Annotated in this window: 16 protein-coding genes; 13 read left to right on the top strand and 3 right to left on the bottom strand. The window is 72.7% G+C overall.

Annotation, left to right across the window (positions count from 1 at the left end; translation table 11 throughout):
- The coding region (locus ACFVAJ_RS00780) for a hypothetical protein (protein WP_376940899.1) at nucleotides 1-1,051 on the top strand (1,051 nt) is incomplete at its 5' end.
- 145 nt (nucleotides 1,052-1,196) lie between these two features.
- Here ACFVAJ_RS00780 and ACFVAJ_RS00775 read toward each other — a convergent pair.
- Entirely contained in the window at nucleotides 1,197-2,192 is a 996-nt protein-coding gene (locus ACFVAJ_RS00775) for a ketopantoate reductase family protein (RefSeq protein ID WP_376940898.1), read from the bottom strand.
- 66 nt (nucleotides 2,193-2,258) lie between these two features.
- Between ACFVAJ_RS00775 and truB the strand changes: the two genes are divergently transcribed.
- From truB to ACFVAJ_RS00750, 5 genes are read left to right on the top strand one after another with little or no spacing between them, the layout of a single operon-like run.
- A complete protein-coding gene (gene truB, locus ACFVAJ_RS00770; protein WP_376940897.1) occupies nucleotides 2,259-3,179 on the top strand; it encodes a tRNA pseudouridine(55) synthase TruB in 921 nt (306 codons plus the stop codon).
- Nucleotides 3,176-3,544: a hypothetical protein gene (locus ACFVAJ_RS00765; RefSeq protein ID WP_376940896.1), complete on the top strand. Its 369-nt coding sequence runs from the start codon at nucleotides 3,176-3,178 to the stop codon at nucleotides 3,542-3,544. Before truB ends, ACFVAJ_RS00765 begins: the two co-directional genes overlap by 4 nt.
- A 29-nt stretch (nucleotides 3,545-3,573) precedes the next feature.
- Nucleotides 3,574-4,011 (top strand): hypothetical protein, encoded by a 438-nt coding sequence (locus ACFVAJ_RS00760; protein WP_376940894.1) that lies wholly within the window; start codon nucleotides 3,574-3,576, stop codon nucleotides 4,009-4,011.
- Complete coding sequence (locus ACFVAJ_RS00755; protein WP_376942440.1) at nucleotides 4,008-4,940, top strand: bifunctional riboflavin kinase/FAD synthetase; 933 nt, start codon at nucleotides 4,008-4,010, stop codon at nucleotides 4,938-4,940. The genes ACFVAJ_RS00760 and ACFVAJ_RS00755 overlap by 4 nt, the downstream gene beginning before the upstream one ends.
- Nucleotides 4,941-4,976: 36 nt before the next feature.
- Nucleotides 4,977-6,206, top strand: coding sequence for a CynX/NimT family MFS transporter (locus tag ACFVAJ_RS00750; RefSeq protein WP_376940893.1), 1,230 nt, complete (start codon nucleotides 4,977-4,979; stop codon nucleotides 6,204-6,206).
- 39 nt (nucleotides 6,207-6,245) lie between these two features.
- Here the strand turns inward: ACFVAJ_RS00750 and ACFVAJ_RS00745 are convergent, their stop codons facing one another.
- The gene (locus tag ACFVAJ_RS00745) at nucleotides 6,246-7,184 is read right to left on the bottom strand and encodes an ROK family protein (RefSeq protein WP_376940892.1); all 939 of its coding nucleotides are present in this window, start codon (nucleotides 7,182-7,184) and stop codon (nucleotides 6,246-6,248) included.
- Between the two features lie 119 nt (nucleotides 7,185-7,303).
- On the opposite strand from ACFVAJ_RS00745, the gene ACFVAJ_RS00740 reads away from it, so the two are divergent.
- From ACFVAJ_RS00740 to ACFVAJ_RS00715, 6 genes are all read left to right on the top strand, one after another.
- Nucleotides 7,304-8,248: a sugar-binding transcriptional regulator gene (locus ACFVAJ_RS00740; protein WP_376940891.1), complete on the top strand. Its 945-nt coding sequence runs from the start codon at nucleotides 7,304-7,306 to the stop codon at nucleotides 8,246-8,248.
- 40 nt (nucleotides 8,249-8,288) lie between these two features.
- Nucleotides 8,289-9,311 carry a deoxyribose-phosphate aldolase gene (gene deoC, locus ACFVAJ_RS00735; protein WP_376940890.1) on the top strand — a complete coding sequence of 341 codons (1,023 nt, stop codon included), beginning with the start codon at nucleotides 8,289-8,291 and terminating at the stop codon, nucleotides 9,309-9,311.
- 11 nt (nucleotides 9,312-9,322) lie between these two features.
- A complete protein-coding gene (locus tag ACFVAJ_RS00730; protein ID WP_376940889.1) occupies nucleotides 9,323-10,888 on the top strand; it encodes an aldehyde dehydrogenase family protein in 1,566 nt (521 codons plus the stop codon).
- The gene (locus tag ACFVAJ_RS00725) at nucleotides 10,885-11,745 is read left to right on the top strand and encodes an aldehyde dehydrogenase family protein (protein ID WP_376940888.1); all 861 of its coding nucleotides are present in this window, start codon (nucleotides 10,885-10,887) and stop codon (nucleotides 11,743-11,745) included. The genes ACFVAJ_RS00730 and ACFVAJ_RS00725 overlap by 4 nt, the downstream gene beginning before the upstream one ends.
- Nucleotides 11,746-11,753: 8 nt before the next feature.
- On the top strand, nucleotides 11,754-11,993 hold the full coding sequence (locus ACFVAJ_RS00720) for a hypothetical protein (protein ID WP_376940887.1): 240 nt from the start codon (nucleotides 11,754-11,756) through the stop codon (nucleotides 11,991-11,993).
- Between the two features lie 130 nt (nucleotides 11,994-12,123).
- Nucleotides 12,124-13,104: a glycerophosphodiester phosphodiesterase gene (locus tag ACFVAJ_RS00715; protein ID WP_376940886.1), complete on the top strand. Its 981-nt coding sequence runs from the start codon at nucleotides 12,124-12,126 to the stop codon at nucleotides 13,102-13,104.
- Between the two features lie 10 nt (nucleotides 13,105-13,114).
- Here the strand turns inward: ACFVAJ_RS00715 and ACFVAJ_RS00710 are convergent, their stop codons facing one another.
- A complete protein-coding gene (locus ACFVAJ_RS00710) occupies nucleotides 13,115-13,393 on the bottom strand; it encodes a metal-sensitive transcriptional regulator (RefSeq protein ID WP_157422625.1) in 279 nt (92 codons plus the stop codon).
- Nucleotides 13,394-13,447: 54 nt separating this feature from the next.
- On the opposite strand from ACFVAJ_RS00710, the gene ACFVAJ_RS00705 reads away from it, so the two are divergent.
- A complete protein-coding gene (locus ACFVAJ_RS00705) occupies nucleotides 13,448-15,772 on the top strand; it encodes a heavy metal translocating P-type ATPase (RefSeq protein ID WP_376940885.1) in 2,325 nt (774 codons plus the stop codon).
- Nucleotides 15,773-15,776 lie beyond the last annotated feature (4 nt).

The following is a 15,776-nucleotide window of genomic DNA, read 5'->3' as shown; positions in this document are numbered from 1 at the left end:
GTACGGCCCGTGGACGCTCAACCAGACGCCCTGCGACGAGAAGATCGCCGCCCCGGTCGCCACGTTCGCGGATGAGTGCGGTGTCGACAACTACGTGCTGAGCTACGACAAGGAGCTCACCGGCGTCGTGTGGTCGGAGTCGCTCGTCGACGGCGAGATCACCCTGACCGCGAAGCCGGCAGAGGGCTACGCCTTCGAGAACGGCGAGTCCGAGGTCGTCTTCGGCCCGTGGGCGCTCAACCAGACGCCGTGCGACGTCCTGATCCCGGTGCCGACCCAGGCCTCCTTCGCCGACGCGTGCGGCGTCGACAACGAGTCGGTCGCCTACGACGAGACGCTCCCGGGCGTCGTGTGGACGGAGTCGGTCGCCGACGGCAAGCTCACGCTGACCGCGAAGCCCGCGAAGGGCTACGTGTTCGAGGGCGGCAAGACGGAGGTCGTGTTCGGCCCGTGGACCCTCGATGACGAGCCCTGCATCGCGCCGGTGCTCGACGGCTCGGTCGCGACCGGCGTCTGCGAAGCGGACGCACCGTGGATCTCGTACAAGGTCACGCTGACGGACCCCGACGACCAGGCGACCAGCCGCGAGGTCTCGCTCGTGCTGAGCGACGGCGAGCACACCGAGACGATCGCGCTCGGCACGCTCAACGACGAGGGCGTGCTCGAAGACCGCGTCCTCTGGCCCGGCGCCTCCGTCGACGACGAGGGCAACGCGACCGGATGGCCGGGCTGGAAGCAGCTCGGCGACGGCACGTGGGTCCAGACCGACGACAACTTCGCCTGGACCCGCGACCTCACGAGCGCGACGTTCATCGTGAACCCCGAGCTCTCGGTCGCGCTGAGCTACCCGCCGGCCACGCCCGACTGCATCGCGGCGCCGCCCGCGCCCGAGACCCCGGGCGAGCCCGGCGGCAACGGCGCGGCACCGGCCGGTGACGGCCTCGCGGACACCGGCTTCGCCGGCACGACGATCGCGATCGTCGCGGGCGTCGTGGTCCTCGCAGGCATCGCGTTCCTCGTGATCGCACGCCTGCGTCGCAAGCAGTCCTGACGCAGCACACGAAGGGGGTCCGGTTCGCCGGGCCCCCTTCGTCGTCGGCGCCGTCGTGTCGCCGCGTTGACCGGGTGCGGGCGACGAAGAGCGCGCCGCGACGGCGCCCGCCTCGCGCGGGCGGCGCGGGCGCGAGGCATCCGACTCAGACGCGAACGGCCGTGAGCACCCGCTCGGGCGGCAACGGGGCACCGCTCGCCTCGACCTCGTGCACGAGCGCGGTGAGCGCGCGACTGACCGGGGCGTCGAGGCCCGCGAGCGCGGCCTCGCGCACGACGGCGCCGTTCAGGAAGTCGACCTCCGTGGGCTGGCCGCGGCGCAGGCTCTGCTGCGTCGAGCCGAGGTTCGGCACCCGTCCCATCCGCACGCCCATGAGCCAGGGGAGTGCCTGACCGAGTGCGAGCGGAAGCCGCGCGAAGAGCCGCAGCCGACGGTCGCCGAGACCCTGCAGCGCACCGAATCGCACCCCGCGCGCGATGCCGGTGCGCACGGCCTCGCGCATCGACGCCGCCACGATGCGACGCAGCCGTCGGTCGCCGATGACGTCCTGCACGCTCATGCCGACGATCGCGGGCACGGCGTTCAGCATGTTCACGATGAGCTTCGTCCACTGGGCGCCGCGGAACCCGGAGATCGCGACGACGGGCACCGCCTCGGAGAGGATCGCCGCGAGGCGGACCGACTCGGCGTCAGGCGCGCCGTCGCCGCGGCCGAGGTAGCTCGTCGCGGGAGTCGTCACCCGCACGACACCGGGCTCCGTGTAGTTCGCGGCGATGATCGAGAGCAGTCCGACGGCGCTCGACCCCGGCAGGAGCCGTTCGGCCGTGGCGACGCCGTCGAGCCCATTCTGCACGATGACGAGCGGCACCCCGTCGAGGAGTGCGGCGTTCGCGGTGAGCGCCGCCTCGGCGTCCTGCGCCTTCGTGCAGACGAGCGCGAGCTCGGGGCGGACGGTGAGCAGCTCGCCCGCCGCGACCCGGGCGTGGGCATCGCCGTAGCCGCCGCTCAGGCGGATCCCGTCCGCCTTGATCGCCTCGAGTCCCGCGCCGCGCGCGGTCACCTCGATCTCGTGCCCCGCGCGCGCCAGCAGCGCCGCGAACGTTCCGCCCAGCGCTCCTGCGCCGATGATGCCGATCCTCACCGCTCCAGCGTAGGGCCGCGTCGGGCGGCACCGGTTCGAGCTCCGGCGACTGTTAGCCTGTACCCCGTGAACAGCGGCATCCTCCTCGTCGACAAGCCGCAGGGGATCACGAGCCACGACGTCGTCGCCCGCATGCGGCGCCTCGCCGGGACGCGCAAGATCGGCCATGCCGGCACGCTCGATCCGATGGCGACGGGGCTGCTCGTGCTCGGCGTCGGCAACGCCACGCGTCTCCTGCACTACCTCGTCGGGCTCGACAAGGAGTACTTCGCGACGATCCGGCTCGGGTGGGGCACCACGACCGACGACGCCGAGGGCGAAGTGCTGCCCGCCACGGCCGAGATGACGGCGGCCGCGCTCGCCCAGACTGAGTCGTCGCTGCGCGAGGCCATGCTCGCCTTCACGGGCGAGATCGAGCAGGTGCCGAGCGCGGTGAGCGCGGTGAAGATCGACGGCAAGCGGGCGTACCAGCGGGTGCGCGACGGCGAAGCCGTCGAGATCGCGCCCCGCCGGGTCACCGTCTCGGCCTACGAGCTGCTCGCGGTGCGGCCCGGCGAGGGATGCCTCGACCTCGACGTGCGCGTCGAGTGCTCGTCGGGCACGTACATCCGGGCCCTCGCCCGCGACCTCGGTGCGGCGCTCGGCACTGGCGGTCATCTGACGGCCCTCCGTCGCAGCCGCATCGGCCGCTTCGGCGTCGACGAGGCCGCAGCGCTCGAGGGCTTCGACGTCGCGTCCGCCATGATGAGCCCGACCGCCGCAGCGCGACGGGCGCTGACGGTCGTCGAGTTCTCGGAGGCGGAGGCGGTCGACCTCGGGCACGGCAAGCGGGTGCCCGTGAGCGGCGCCGGCGACGAGGCATCCGCCGATCGCCGCGGCGAGCCGTTCGCGGCCGTCGCGCCCGGCGAACGCCTCATCGCGATCGTCGAGCGTCGCGGAGGGCAGTGGAAGGTCGTCACGGGGTTCCCGCAGGAGGTCGGCGCATGATCGAGTGGTTCGCCTGGGTGCAGCTCGCGGTCGCCGTCGCGGCCGGCCTGCTCTGCCTCGTGCTCGGCTTCGCCGGCCGCGTGCCGAGCGATCTCACGCTCGGGGCGCTCGCCGTCGTCGAGCTCCTCATCCTCGTGCAGATCGTGGTCGCGATCGCCGCGCCCGCGCTCGGCAACTCGCCGACGGGCAGCGCGCTCGAGTTCTGGGTGTACCTCGTCTCGGCGGCCCTGCTGCCGCCCGCCGCCGCGTTTTGGGCGCTGCTCGAACGCAACCGCTGGTCGACCGTCGTGCTCGGCGTCGCCGCGCTCTCGGTCGGCGTGATGGTGTACCGGATGCTGCAGATCTGGACCGTGCAGTCGGTCTGAGCGCCGCACTTCTGAGAGAATCGAACGACATGGAAAGCCTGCAGAGCGCCCCGGCGGAGACCCGTACGCCGACGAAGATGAGCGGCATCGGGCGCGTACTGGTCGCCGTCTACGGCGTGCTGGCCCTCGCGGCCCTCGGGCGCTCCTTCGTGCAGATCGTCTCGAAGTACGACGAGGCGCCGCTCGCGTACGCGCTGTCGGCGCTCGCCGCCGCCGTCTACGTCGTCGCGACGATCGCGCTCGTGCGGCCCGGAGTGGTCTGGTACCGCGTCGCCTGGGCGACGATCGCGTTCGAGTTCACCGGCGTGATCGTCGTGGGCACGCTGAGCATCGTCGACCCGGCGCTGTTCCCGCACGACACGGTGTGGTCGTGGTTCGGCCGCGGGTACCTCTTCATCCCGCTCGTGCTGCCCGTGCTCGGCATGTGGTGGCTCGCGACGCACCGGCCGACGGCGGGCGCCGAGTGAAGACGTACAAGGGGCTCGGCGCCGTTCCCGAGGGCTTCGGCCCCTCGGCGGTCACGATCGGCAAGTTCGACGGCGTGCACCGCGGGCACCGCGAGGTCATCGCCCGCCTCCGCGGGATCGCCGAGGCCGAGCATCTCGCGACGACGGTCGTGACGTTCGACCGCAATCCGCTCGCGCTGCTCGCGCCCGAGAAGTGCCCCGAGTCGCTCGTGAGCGTGCGCCAGAAGCTCGAGCTGCTCGCGACGACGGGGCTGGATGCCACGGTGCTGCTGCCGTTCGATCGAGCGCTCGCCTCGGTGCCGGCGACGGAGTTCGTCGAGCGGGTGCTCGTCGACACGCTGCAGGCGAAGGCCGTGCTCGTCGGCGGCGACTTCCGCTACGGCGCCCGCGGCGCCGGGGACGTGCCGCTGCTCATCGACCTCGGCGCGCGCTTCGGCTTCACCGTCGAGGTGGTCGACGACGTCGCCCCCGAGGGGGAGCGGCGGGTGTCGTCGACCTGGGTGCGCGAGCTCCTCGCCGACGGCGACGTGCGGCGCGCCACCGAACTGCTCGGCCACACGCCGACCGTGTCGGGCATCGTCGTGCACGGTGCGGCGCGCGGGCGCGAGCTCGGGTTCCCGACCGCGAACCTGACGCCCGAATCCGAGGGGCTGATCCCGGCCGACGGCGTGTACGCGGGCTGGCTCACCGACGCGGGCACGCGATACCCGGCGGCGATCTCGGTCGGCGACAACCCGACCTTCGAGGGCGTGCCGAAGAAGCAGGTCGAGGCCTACGTGCTCGACCGCGAGCTCGACCTCTACGACCACGTCGTCGACGTCGAGTTCGTCGACCGCATCCGCGGCATGGTCGCCTTCACGTCGATCCCCGCGCTCATCGACACGATCCGCGACGACGTCGAGCGCACCCGGGGCATCCTCGGCCTCTGAGCGGCGCGTCCCGCGGGCCGACCTAGACTCGTGGGAGTGACCCGACTGCCGCCTCGACCGTTGTGGGCGGGCCGATCGCTCGCGCTCGTCGGCATCGTGCTCGTCGCGTTCAACCTGCGGACCGCGGTCGCCTCGCTCTCGCCGATCCTCGCGCGACTGCAGGAGGACATCGCGCTCGGGCCGGCGGTCGTCGGCCTCCTCGGCATGCTGCCGCCGCTCTGCTACGCCGTGTTCGGCATCGCGACGCCGCGGCTGGCGAGGAGGATCGGGCTCGAGCCGATGCTCGTCGGTGCACTCGTGGTGCTCGGCGTGGGCCTCGCCTGGCGCGGACTCGCCGGCTCGGCGGTCGCCCTCGTGCTGGCGAGTGCGCTCGCCTTCGCCGCGATCGGCGTGGGCAACGTGCTGCTGCCGCCGCTCGTGAAGCGGTACTTCCCCGACCGCATCGGGCTCATGACGACGATCTACGTGACCGCGATGTCGGTGAGCACGTTCATCCCGCCGCTCGTCGCGGTGCCGGTCGCGGAGGCCTCGGGGTGGCGCGCCTCGCTCGGCGAGTGGGCGGTCGTGGCGGCGCTGTCGCTCGTGCCGTGGATCGCGCTGCTCGTGCGGTCGAAGCGGCCGCAGCAGGCCGCCGCGCCCGCGATCGAGCCCGAGGAGGCGGGCCCGGGCGGGTTCGCGCAGCTTGCGCGCTCGCCGCTCGCATGGGCGCTCACCGTGGTGTTCACGGTCTCGGGCTTCAACGCCTACGCCGCGTTCGCCTGGCTGCCGCAGATGCTGCACGACATCGCCGGGACGACGCCGGCCGAGGCGGGGGCGCTGCTCGCGCTGTACGCGGCGATGGGCCTTCCCGCAGGGCTCGTCGTGCCGATCATCGCCGCGCGGTACGGGCGGATCCGGTTGCTCGTCGGCGTCTCGGTCGCGTCGTTCGTCGTGGGCTATCTCGGGCTGCTGGTCGCCCCGTCGACCGCGACCTGGCTCTGGGTCGTGCTGATCGGCACGGGCCCGATGATCTTCCCCCTCACGCTCGTGCTCATCAACCTGCGCTCGCGCACCCACGCCGGGGCGGTCGCGCTGTCGGGGTTCGTGCAGTCGGTCGGCTACCTGATCGTCGCCGTCGGCCCGCTCGTCGTCGGCCTCCTGCACCAAGCGAGCGGAGGCTGGACGCTGCCGCTCGTGCTGTTGCTCGTCTCGGCACTGCCCGCGGCGGTCGCGGGGATCGTCGTGGCGAGGCCGCGGTTCGTCGAGGACGACCGCCGGGGGCGCTGAACGGGCCGCGCTGAGGCGCCGCCGTCGCGCCGGGCGCGGTCAGACGATGAGATCGGGCCGGTGCACGAGCGCAGCGGCGCCGATCAGCGGCCCCTCATCGGAGAGGGCGGAGGGGACGATCTCGACGCGCGTCGCGAAGGCGAAGCCGGTGCGCTCGGCGACGGCGGCGCGGGCGTGGTCGAGGAGCACGGGGGAGACCCGGGAGAACCCGCCGCCGATCGCGACGAGGTCGAGGTCGAGCAGGTTCGTCGCCGAGGCGATGGCGTGGCCGATCGCGGTGCCCGAGCGCTCGACCGCCGCGAGCGCGACGGAGTCGCCTGCCGCGTGGGCACGGGCGAGGTCTTCGCCCGTGGTGCCGGTGAAGCCCCGGGTGCGGGCCCACGCGACGGTGCGCGGACCGGACGCGATCGCCTCGAGGCAGCCGCGGCCGCCGCAGCTGCAGAGGTCGTCGAACCCGCCGACCTCGACGTGGCCGATGTGCCCGCCGTTGCCGGTGGGGCTCGCGACGGCGCGGCCACCGATCACGAGCCCGCCCCCGACGCCGGTCGAGACGACCATGCCGAGGAGATTCTCGTGGCGGGCGCCCGCACCGGCACCGACCCAGTGCTCGGCGAGCGCGATGCAGAGGCCGTCGATCCGGAGCACCACGGGGGTGTCGGGCAGGATCTCGGTGAGCCGGTCGCGAAGGGGGTGGCCGCGCCAGGCGGGGACGTTGAGCGGGGAGACGCGCCCCGTGGCGACCTCGATCGGGCCGGCCGAGCCGATGCCCGCGCCGACGAGCTCGGCGTCGGCCGGGAGCGCGGCCCTGGCGGCCTCGACGACCTCGCGCACGGACCGGTCGAGTTCGTCGGCGGTCGCGGTCGCACCGGTCGGCCGGCGGTGACGGGAGCCGGTGAGGAGGGCGCCGTGCTCGTCGACGAGTGCGGCTTCGACCTTGGTGCCGCCGAAGTCGACGGCGAGCGCGAGGGGCGTGGGCATTGCACCAGCATAGGCGCGCAGCATCCGCCGTCGACCTGCTCATATGAGCAGGATCCCCTGCGAGTGTTGCCGATGCGCACGCGGCTGCCTACGCTGGAAGTCGAGGCGGACGGAGGCGCATGGACGAGATCGACGAACTCCTCTCCATCAGGGCGGCCGAGCTCTACTACGAGGAGAACAAGACCCAGGACGAGATCGGCCAGGCGCTGAATCTCACCCGGTGGAAGGTGGGGCGCCTGCTCGCGCAGGCGAAGCACCGCGGGTTCATCCGCATCGAGATCCTGCACCCACGGGCCCGTCGGCTGCCGATCGAGCGACGCCTCCGCGAGGAGCGCGGGCTCACCGACGCCATCGTCGTCTCCTCCGCCGGCGTCGCCTCGACCGAAGAGCTCCAGGCGCGCACCGCGCAGGCCGCCGCCGACTACCTGACGGCGCTCCGCCCCGTGCCCCGCACGCTCGGCGTGAGCTGGGGTCGCACGCTCTTCGAGATCTCCCAGCACCTGCGCAACGGCTGGGCGACCGGCGTCAACGTCGTGCAGATCAACGGCGGCGTGAGCCTCAACCGACGGGCGGGCACCGCCGCGGCCACCGCCGTCGCGATCTCGCAGAAGGGCGGCGGCCAGGCGACCCTCCTGCCGAGCCCAGCGATCCTCGAGCGACTCGAGACGAAGCATGCGATCGAGTCCGACCGCGTCGTCGCCGGCGTCATCGAGCTGGCCCGCTCGGCCGACGCCTACCTGTTCAGCGCCGGCGCCGCCGACCACAGCTCGGTCCACGTCGAGAGCGGCTATCTCGCCCCCGGCGACGTCGACCTCCTCGTGGCCAAGGGCGCCGTCGGCGACGTCGTCGGCCGGTACATCGACTCCGACGGCAACATCGTCGACCCCGCCCTCGATGCCCGCACCGTCGGGCTCACTCTCGACGAGATCCGCAGCTCGCCGCTCTCGATCGCCGTCGTCGCGGGCCCCGCCAAGCACGCCGTGGCCGATGCGGTCGTGCGCAGCCGGCTCTGCACGGTGCTCGTCACCGACGAGTCCACCGCCCTCCACCTCCTCGACGGCTGATCCAGCGCCGTCGTCCACCACACGAAAGCCAGGTCCACTCATGTCAGCACCGGTCAACGCCGGCACTGCCCTCGCCACCGCGCGGGAGCGCGCGCTCGCCGTGCTCGGCGGCGAGCCCGACGACCAGACGCTCGGTCGCTACCTCCACGGCATCCCCGGGGTCGACGCCGTCGGCCTCGAGCAGCGCGCCGCGTCCCTCGGCACCCGTTCGATCAAGACGACGTCGAAGGCCTGGGCGCTCGACCGCATCATCGAGCTCATCGACCTCACGACGCTCGAGGGCGCCGACACTCCGGGCAAGGTGCGCTCGCTCGTCGCGAAGGCGCTCACCCCCGACGCGTCCGACCCGGCGACGCCGCGCGTCGCCGCCGTGTGCGTCTACGGCGACATGGTGCCGTTCGCCGTCGAGGCGCTTGGCGCCGCGCACGGCGACCCCGACGACGGCCTGATCTCGGTCGCGGCGGTCGCCACCGCGTTCCCGAGCGGTCGCTCCTCGCTCGCGATCAAGCTCGCCGACACGGCCGAGGCGGTCGCCGCGGGCGCCGACGAGATCGACATGGTCATCGACCGCGGCGCGTTCCTCGCCGGACGCTACGGCGAGGTCTTCGACCAGATCGTCGCCGTGAAGGAGGCCTGCCGCCGGCCCGACGGCACGAGCGCGAGCCTCAAGGTCATCCTCGAGACCGGCGAGCTCGTGACGTACGACAACGTGCGCCGCGCCTCGTGGCTCTCGATCCTCGCGGGCGGCGACTTCATCAAGACCTCGACCGGCAAGGTGTCGCCGGCCGCGACCCTGCCCGTGACGCTGCTGATGCTCGAGGTCGTGCGCGACTGGCACCGCCTGACGGGGCACAAGGTCGGCGTGAAGCCGGCGGGCGGCATCCGCTCCTCGAAGGACGCGATCAAGTACCTCGTCACCGTCGCCGAGACCGTCGGCGAGGAGTGGCTGGTGCCCCACCTGTTCCGCTTCGGCGCGTCGAGCCTCCTCAACGACGTGCTGCTGCAGCGGCAGAAGCTGAAGAGCGGCCACTACTCGGGCGCCGACTACGTGACGATCGACTGACTGGACTGGACATGAGCTTCCTCGACTACGCACCCGCCCCCGAATCGCGGGCGATCCTCTCGCTCCGCGACAGCTACGGCCTCTTCATCGACGGCGAGTTCGTCGACGGCCGAGGCACCCCCTTCCAGACCATCTCGCCCGCCAGTGAAGAGCGCATCGCGACGATCGCGAACGCGAACGAGGCCGACGTGGCCGACGCGGTCGCCGCGGCCCGGCGCGCCTACGACCGCGTGTGGTCGAAGATGAGCGGCCGCGACCGCGGCAAGTACCTCTTCCGGATCGCGCGTCTCGTGCAGGAGCGCGCCCGCGAGCTCGCGGTCGCCGAGTCGCTCGACAACGGCAAGCCGATCAAGGAGTCGCGCGACGTCGACGTGCCGCTCGTCGCGGCGTGGTTCTTCTACTACGCGGGCTGGGCCGACAAGCTCGACCACGCGGGCCTCGGTGCCGACCCGCGTTCGCTCGGCGTGGCCGCGCAGGTCATCCCGTGGAACTTCCCGCTGCTCATGCTCGCGTGGAAGATCGCGCCCGCGCTCGCCGCCGGCAACACCGTCGTGCTGAAGCCCGCCGAGACGACGCCGCTCACGGCGCTCATCTTCGCCGAGATCCTGCAGCAGGCCGAACTGCCCCCGGGCGTCGTGAACATCATCACGGGCGCGGGCGACACGGGGGCCGCCCTCGTCTCGCACGAGGGCGTCGACAAGGTCGCCTTCACGGGCTCGACCGCCGTGGGCCGTGCGATCGCGAAGCAGATCGCCGGCACCGACAAGCGGGCCACGCTCGAGCTCGGCGGCAAGGCGGCGAACATCGTGTTCGACGACGCGCCCGTCGACCAGGCGATCGAGGGCATCGTCAACGGCATCTTCTTCAACCAGGGCCACGTGTGCTGCGCCGGCAGCCGCCTGCTCGTGCAGGAGAACATCCACGACGAGGTCGTCGAGCGGCTGAAGACGCGCCTCTCGACGCTGCGCCTCGGCGACCCGCTCGACAAGAACACCGACATCGGCGCCATCAACTCGCGCGAGCAGCTCGACCGCATCCGCGAGCTCAGCGATGCGGGCGTCGCCGAGGGCGCCGAGCGGTGGAGCGCGCCGTGCGAGATCCCCGAGAACGGCTTCTGGTACGCCCCGACGATCTTCACCGGCGTGCAGACCTCGAGCCGCATCGCCCGCGAGGAGATCTTCGGACCGGTGCTCTCGGTGCTGACCTTCCGCACCCCGCAAGAGGCGATCGCGAAGGCGAACAACACGCCGTACGGCCTCTCGGCGGGCATCTGGACCGACAAGGGCAGCCGCATCCTCGCCGTCGCCGACCAGCTGCGCGCCGGTGTGATCTGGGCGAACACCTTCAACCGCTTCGACCCCAGCTCGCCGTTCGGCGGCTACAAGGAGTCGGGCTACGGCCGCGAGGGCGGCCGCCACGGGCTCGCCGCCTACCTCGCGCCGGCGCCCATCGGGCAGGCGGCGGTCACGCGCTCCGCTGCGAAGTCGGCGATCACGGCGGATGCCTCGGCGTCCGAGCCGGCCGCCAAGCGCACCCGCCGAACGCAGAAGGCCACCACGAAGGGATCGAAGCGATGACCCGCCTCGCCGTGCCGAAGACGTACAAGCTCTACATCGGCGGCAAGTTCCCGCGCAGCGAGTCGGGGCGCACCTACGAGGTGTCGGCGCCCGACGGTCGCTTCCTCGCGAACGCCGCACTGGCCTCCCGCAAGGACGCGCGCGACGCGGTCGTCGCCGCGCGCGCCGCGGTCTCGGGCTGGGCGGGGGCGACCGCGTACAACCGCGGCCAGGTGCTGTACCGCATCGCCGAACTCCTCGAGGGGCGCCGGGCGCAGTTCATCGCCGAGATCGAGGAGTCCGAGGGCGTCTCGCGCGCCGTCGCGGCCGCGCAGGTCGACGAGTCGATCGACCGGTGGGTCTGGTACGCCGGATGGGCCGACAAGTTCGCCCAGGTCGCGGGCAACGCGAACCCGGTGGCGGGCCCGTACTTCAACATCTCGGTGCCCGAGCCGACGGGCGTGGTCGCGATCGTGGCCCCGCAGGACACGTCCCTCCTCGGCTTCGTCTCGGCGGTCGCCCCGGCGCTCGTCGCCGGAAACTCGGTCGTCGTCGTGGCGAGCGAGCGCTTCCCGCTGTCGGCGATCAGCCTCGCCGAGGTGCTCGCGACGAGCGACGTGCCGGGCGGTGTCGTGAACGTGCTGACGGGTTCGCCGGCCGAGATCGCCCCCTGGCTCGCGAGCCACGCCGACGTGAACGCGATCGACCTGGTCGGCGCGGGCGCGCTCGACTGGATCTCGCTCGAGGTCGACGCGGCCGACACGCTGAAGCGGGTGCTGCGCCCCGAGAACGGTCCCGATGCCGCGGCGCCGGCGCTCGGGCGCATCTCGGCCTTCACCGAGACGAAGACCGTCTGGCACACGAAGAGCCTGCGGTAGGGGCGATGGTGGCGGGACGCAACGGCGCATCCGACGAACGCGGGCGGCTCGCCACCGACCCCTTCGACTACCGCATCGCGAAGGACGGTGCGGTGCTCGTGTCGCGCGGCGGCCGGGTCGTGACGACGGTCGGCGGCCGCGAGGCGATGCGGCTCGGTGCCGCGTTGCAGAGGGCCGACGAGGAGCAGGCGCAGCATCTGCTCGCGCGGGCGACGGGCAACTACCGGCGCGGCAACGAGCGGCGCTGACCACGGGTGCCCGCCGACCGGACGGCGGTGGAAATCTTCGAGAATTTCGGTAACGAAACGGTAACGGTGTTGCTAGAGTAGCGTGCACCGCGCGGGCAGAGTGGCCCGTTCGGTGGAAAGGCCCGAACCCGTGAAGCACGCCTTCCGCATGGTCGAACCCGAGACCGTGCGGCGGTGGCCGAGTGCCGCCGCAGCCACGACCCCCGTCCGTCCCAGCCTGTCCCGTGCGCTCGCGAGCCCGCCCCGCCGAACCGTTCGTGCGACGCTCGCCGCGATCGCGGTCGCGATCCTCGCCGCAGTGCTGTTCATCGCGCAGTCGCCGCCGACCGTCTACGCGATCGACGTGTTCGGTGCGCTCCGCGCTCCCGGTGAGCCGGCCTTCACCGTCGGGCACCGAGGCGACCGTGCGACGGCGCCCGAGAACACCATGCCCTCGCTCGAGCTCGCGATGGACGAACTGGCGTTCGTCGAGACCGACGTGCAGCTCACGCGCGACGGCGTGCCGGTGCTCTTCCACGACGTCACGCTCGAGCGGGTCACCGGAGATCCGCGCACCGTCGGCGAACTCGACCTCGACGAGCTCGAGCGGCTCGATGCCGGCGCCTGGTACGCGCCGGAGTTCGCGGGCACGCCGATCCCGACGCTCGAGGCGTTCCTCGTCGCCCTGGCCGAGCGCGACGACGCCCGCGCGCTCGTGGAGCTGAAGGCCGACTGGACCCGAGACGAGGTGCGCCTCGTGACGGACCTCGTCGAACGGCATGGCCTCCGCGGTCGGATCGTGCTGCAGAGCTTCAGCCTCGAGACGCTCGACTCGTTGCGGGCCGTCGCGCCGACCCTGCCGCGCATCATGCTCATCCGCGAGCTGCCGGCGGATCCGGTGCCGCTCGCCGAGCGGCTCGGGCTCATCGGCTTCGGTACCACCGTCGACTCGGTGACCGCGCAGCCCGGTGCGCTGGTCCTCGCGCACGAGGCCGGCATCGCGGTGCTCTGCTACACGCTCAACACCGACGAGCACTGGGAGACGGTGAACGCTCTCGGCGTCGACGGCATCATCACCGACGAGCCGAGCGAACTCGACGCCTGGCTCGCGGTGACCTCGCCGGGAACCTGAGCGACGCGGGTCAGCTGCGGTTGTTCGAGAGCTCGAAGATGCGCACCAGTTCGGCGACCGCCTCGTCGCGCTGCTCGCCGCCCTGCTCGTACATGTGCGAGACGTGCGTGCGCAGGTGGTTCTCGACGAGGAGCTTGTTCAGCGAACCGAGCGACTTCTGCACGGCGAGCGACAAGGTGATGATGTCGACGCAGTAGTCCTCATTCTCGATCATCTTCTCGATGCCGCGCAGCTGGCCCTCGATGATCTTCGTGCGGTGCAGTGCGCGCTTCTTGATGTCCTCGATCACCCTCACAGGATACCCCGTTTGCGCCGAATACCCCTAGGGGGTACTCTCGAACGCATGACGACGCTCGACACGCCACCGGTCCGCACGATCGATCTCGCCATCGAGGGCATGACGTGCGCGAGCTGCGTCGGCCGCGTCGAGAAGCGGCTCGGCCGACTCGACGGCGTCGAGGCGGCGGTCAATCTCGCGACCGAGCGGGCGCGGGTCACCTTCCCGCAGACCACCTCGATCGACGCGCTCGTCGACGCGGTCGGTCAGGCCGGCTACACCGCCACCCCCGTCGTGCAGCCGGATGCCGCGGCGCCCGTGCCGTTCGTCGGCGTCGCCGCGGGCGCCGAAACCGGCGTGTCGCGCGCGAATGCCGACGACTCGTCACGGGCCGGCGCCGAGAGTGCGGCCGGCGGCGGCCGCGAGGCATCCGACCCGCTCATGACCCGGCTCATCGTGTCGGCGGTGCTCACCCTGCCGGTGGTGGTGATCGCCATGATCCCGGCCTTCCAGTTCACGTACTGGCAGTGGCTCTCGCTCACGCTCGCCGCGCCGGTCGTCGTGTGGGGCGGCTGGCCGTTCCACCGGGCGGCCTGGCAGAACCTGCGCCACGGCGCCCTCACGATGGACACGCTCGTGTCGCTCGGCACCCTCACCGCGTTCGCGTGGTCGCTGTGGTCGCTGTTCTTCGGGCACGCCGGCATGCCCGGCATGACGCACGAGTGGTCGTTCGGCGTGCGCGGCACCCCCGGCGGCGATATCTACCTCGAGGTCGCGGCGGGGGTCATCACGATCCTGCTGCTCGGGCGCGTGCTCGAGGCGAAGTCGAAGCGGCGCGCGGGCCGGTCGCTGCGCACCCTGCTCGAGCTCGCGCCCCGCGAGGTCTCGGTGCTGCGTGGCGCGGGCGACGCGGTCGAGGCCGAGGTGCGCGTGCCGATCAGTTCGCTGCGCCCCGGCGACCGCTTCGTGGTGCGACCCGGTGAGCGCATCGCGGCCGACGGCGTGGTCGCCGACGGCGAGGCGAGCCTCGACGAGTCGATGCTGACCGGCGAGCCCGCGCCCGTCGACGTCGCCGCCGGCGCCGCCGTCACCGCGGCGACCATCGTGCACGGCGGCAGCATCGTCGTCACCGCGACCCGGGTCGGCGCCGACACGAGGCTCGCCCAGATCGCCCGCCTCGTGGAGGACGCCCAGCTCGGCAAGTCGCGGGCGCAGCGGCTCGCCGACCGCATCTCGGCCGTGTTCGTGCCGATCGTCATCGCGATCGCCGTCGGCACCGCGATCGTCTGGATCGCGACCGGCAGCCCCGTCGAGCAGGCCGTCACCGCCGCCGTCGCGGTGCTCGTGATCGCCTGCCCGTGCGCCCTCGGGCTCGCGACCCCGATGGCGATCCTCGTCGGCACGGGCCGCGGCGCCGAGCGCGGCATCCTGATCACGGGGCCCGAGACGCTCGACCGCACCGCCGGCATCGACACGATCCTGCTCGACAAGACCGGCACGCTGACGACGGGCCGCATGCGCCTCGCCGAGGTCACCCCGACGGCCGGCACCGAGACTGTCGTCGCGCTCGGCGTCGCCGCCGCGCTCGAGCGCCGCTCGGAGCATCCCATCGCACGGGCCGTCGTCGACGGCGCCGCCGAGCGCGGGGTGACCGTGCCCGAGGCGCAGGAGTTCCGCGCCCACGCGGGGCTCGGCGTCACCGCGACCGTCGACGGCGCCCGCGCCGCGGTCGGTCGCCCCGCCTTCCTCGAGGGGCTCGGCATGACCATGCCGGCTGCGCTCGCCGAGCGGGTCGCGGCCTCCGACGCGACCGCGGTCGCCGTCGGCTGGGACGGCGAGGTGCGCGCCCTCCTCGAGGTGGGCGACTCGATCCGCCCGGGCGCGCGCGAGGCGGTCGCCCGGCTGCGCGCCCAGGGGCTCGAGCCGATCCTGCTCACCGGCGACGCCCGCCGCCCGGCCGAACGCGTCGCCGCCGAGCTCGGCATCGAACGAGTGCACGCCGAGGTCAGCCCCGAGGGCAAGCTCGCCGCCGTCACCGAACTGCAGGCCGCCGGACGCAAGACCGCGATGGTCGGCGACGGGGTGAACGACGCCGCGGCGCTCGCCGCGGCCGACCTCGGCATCGCGATGGGCGGCGGCACCGACGCGGCCGCGAGTGCGAGCGACCTCGCCCTCACGCGCGACGAGCCCGGTGCGATCCCCGACGCGATCTCGCTCGCCCGGGCGACGCTCGGCACGATCCGCGGCAACCTCTTCTGGGCGTTCGCGTACAACGTCGCCGCGATCCCGCTCGCCGCGGCCGGGTTCCTCAACCCGATGATCGCAGGTGCGGCGATGGCGTTCTCGAGCATCTTCGTCGTGCTGAACAGCCTGCGGCTGCGTCGGGCCTGACCGG

The organism is Agromyces sp. NPDC057679 (assembly GCF_042799635.1).
Lineage (GTDB): Bacteria > Actinomycetota > Actinomycetes > Actinomycetales > Microbacteriaceae > Agromyces.
The sequence above is the reverse complement of the archived record's forward strand: the minus strand, read 5'-3'. Positions and strand labels throughout refer to the sequence as shown.

What these genes read in the sequence shown, in the direction of transcription:
- ACFVAJ_RS00760 (WP_376940894.1), top strand. Translation starts at nt 3,574, where the DNA reads ATGGAAAGCCTGCAGAGCGCCCCGGCGGAGACCCGTACGCCGACGAAG.
- ACFVAJ_RS00745 (WP_376940892.1), bottom strand. Translation starts at nt 7,184, where the DNA reads ATGCCCACGCCCCTCGCGCTCGCCGTCGACTTCGGCGGCACCAAGGTC.
- ACFVAJ_RS00705 (WP_376940885.1), top strand. Translation starts at nt 13,448, where the DNA reads ATGACGACGCTCGACACGCCACCGGTCCGCACGATCGATCTCGCCATC.
- ACFVAJ_RS00765 (WP_376940896.1), top strand. Translation starts at nt 3,176, where the DNA reads ATGATCGAGTGGTTCGCCTGGGTGCAGCTCGCGGTCGCCGTCGCGGCC.
- ACFVAJ_RS00730 (WP_376940889.1), top strand. Translation starts at nt 9,323, where the DNA reads ATGAGCTTCCTCGACTACGCACCCGCCCCCGAATCGCGGGCGATCCTC.
- ACFVAJ_RS00740 (WP_376940891.1), top strand. Translation starts at nt 7,304, where the DNA reads ATGGACGAGATCGACGAACTCCTCTCCATCAGGGCGGCCGAGCTCTAC.
- deoC (WP_376940890.1), top strand. Translation starts at nt 8,289, where the DNA reads ATGTCAGCACCGGTCAACGCCGGCACTGCCCTCGCCACCGCGCGGGAG.
- ACFVAJ_RS00725 (WP_376940888.1), top strand. Translation starts at nt 10,885, where the DNA reads ATGACCCGCCTCGCCGTGCCGAAGACGTACAAGCTCTACATCGGCGGC.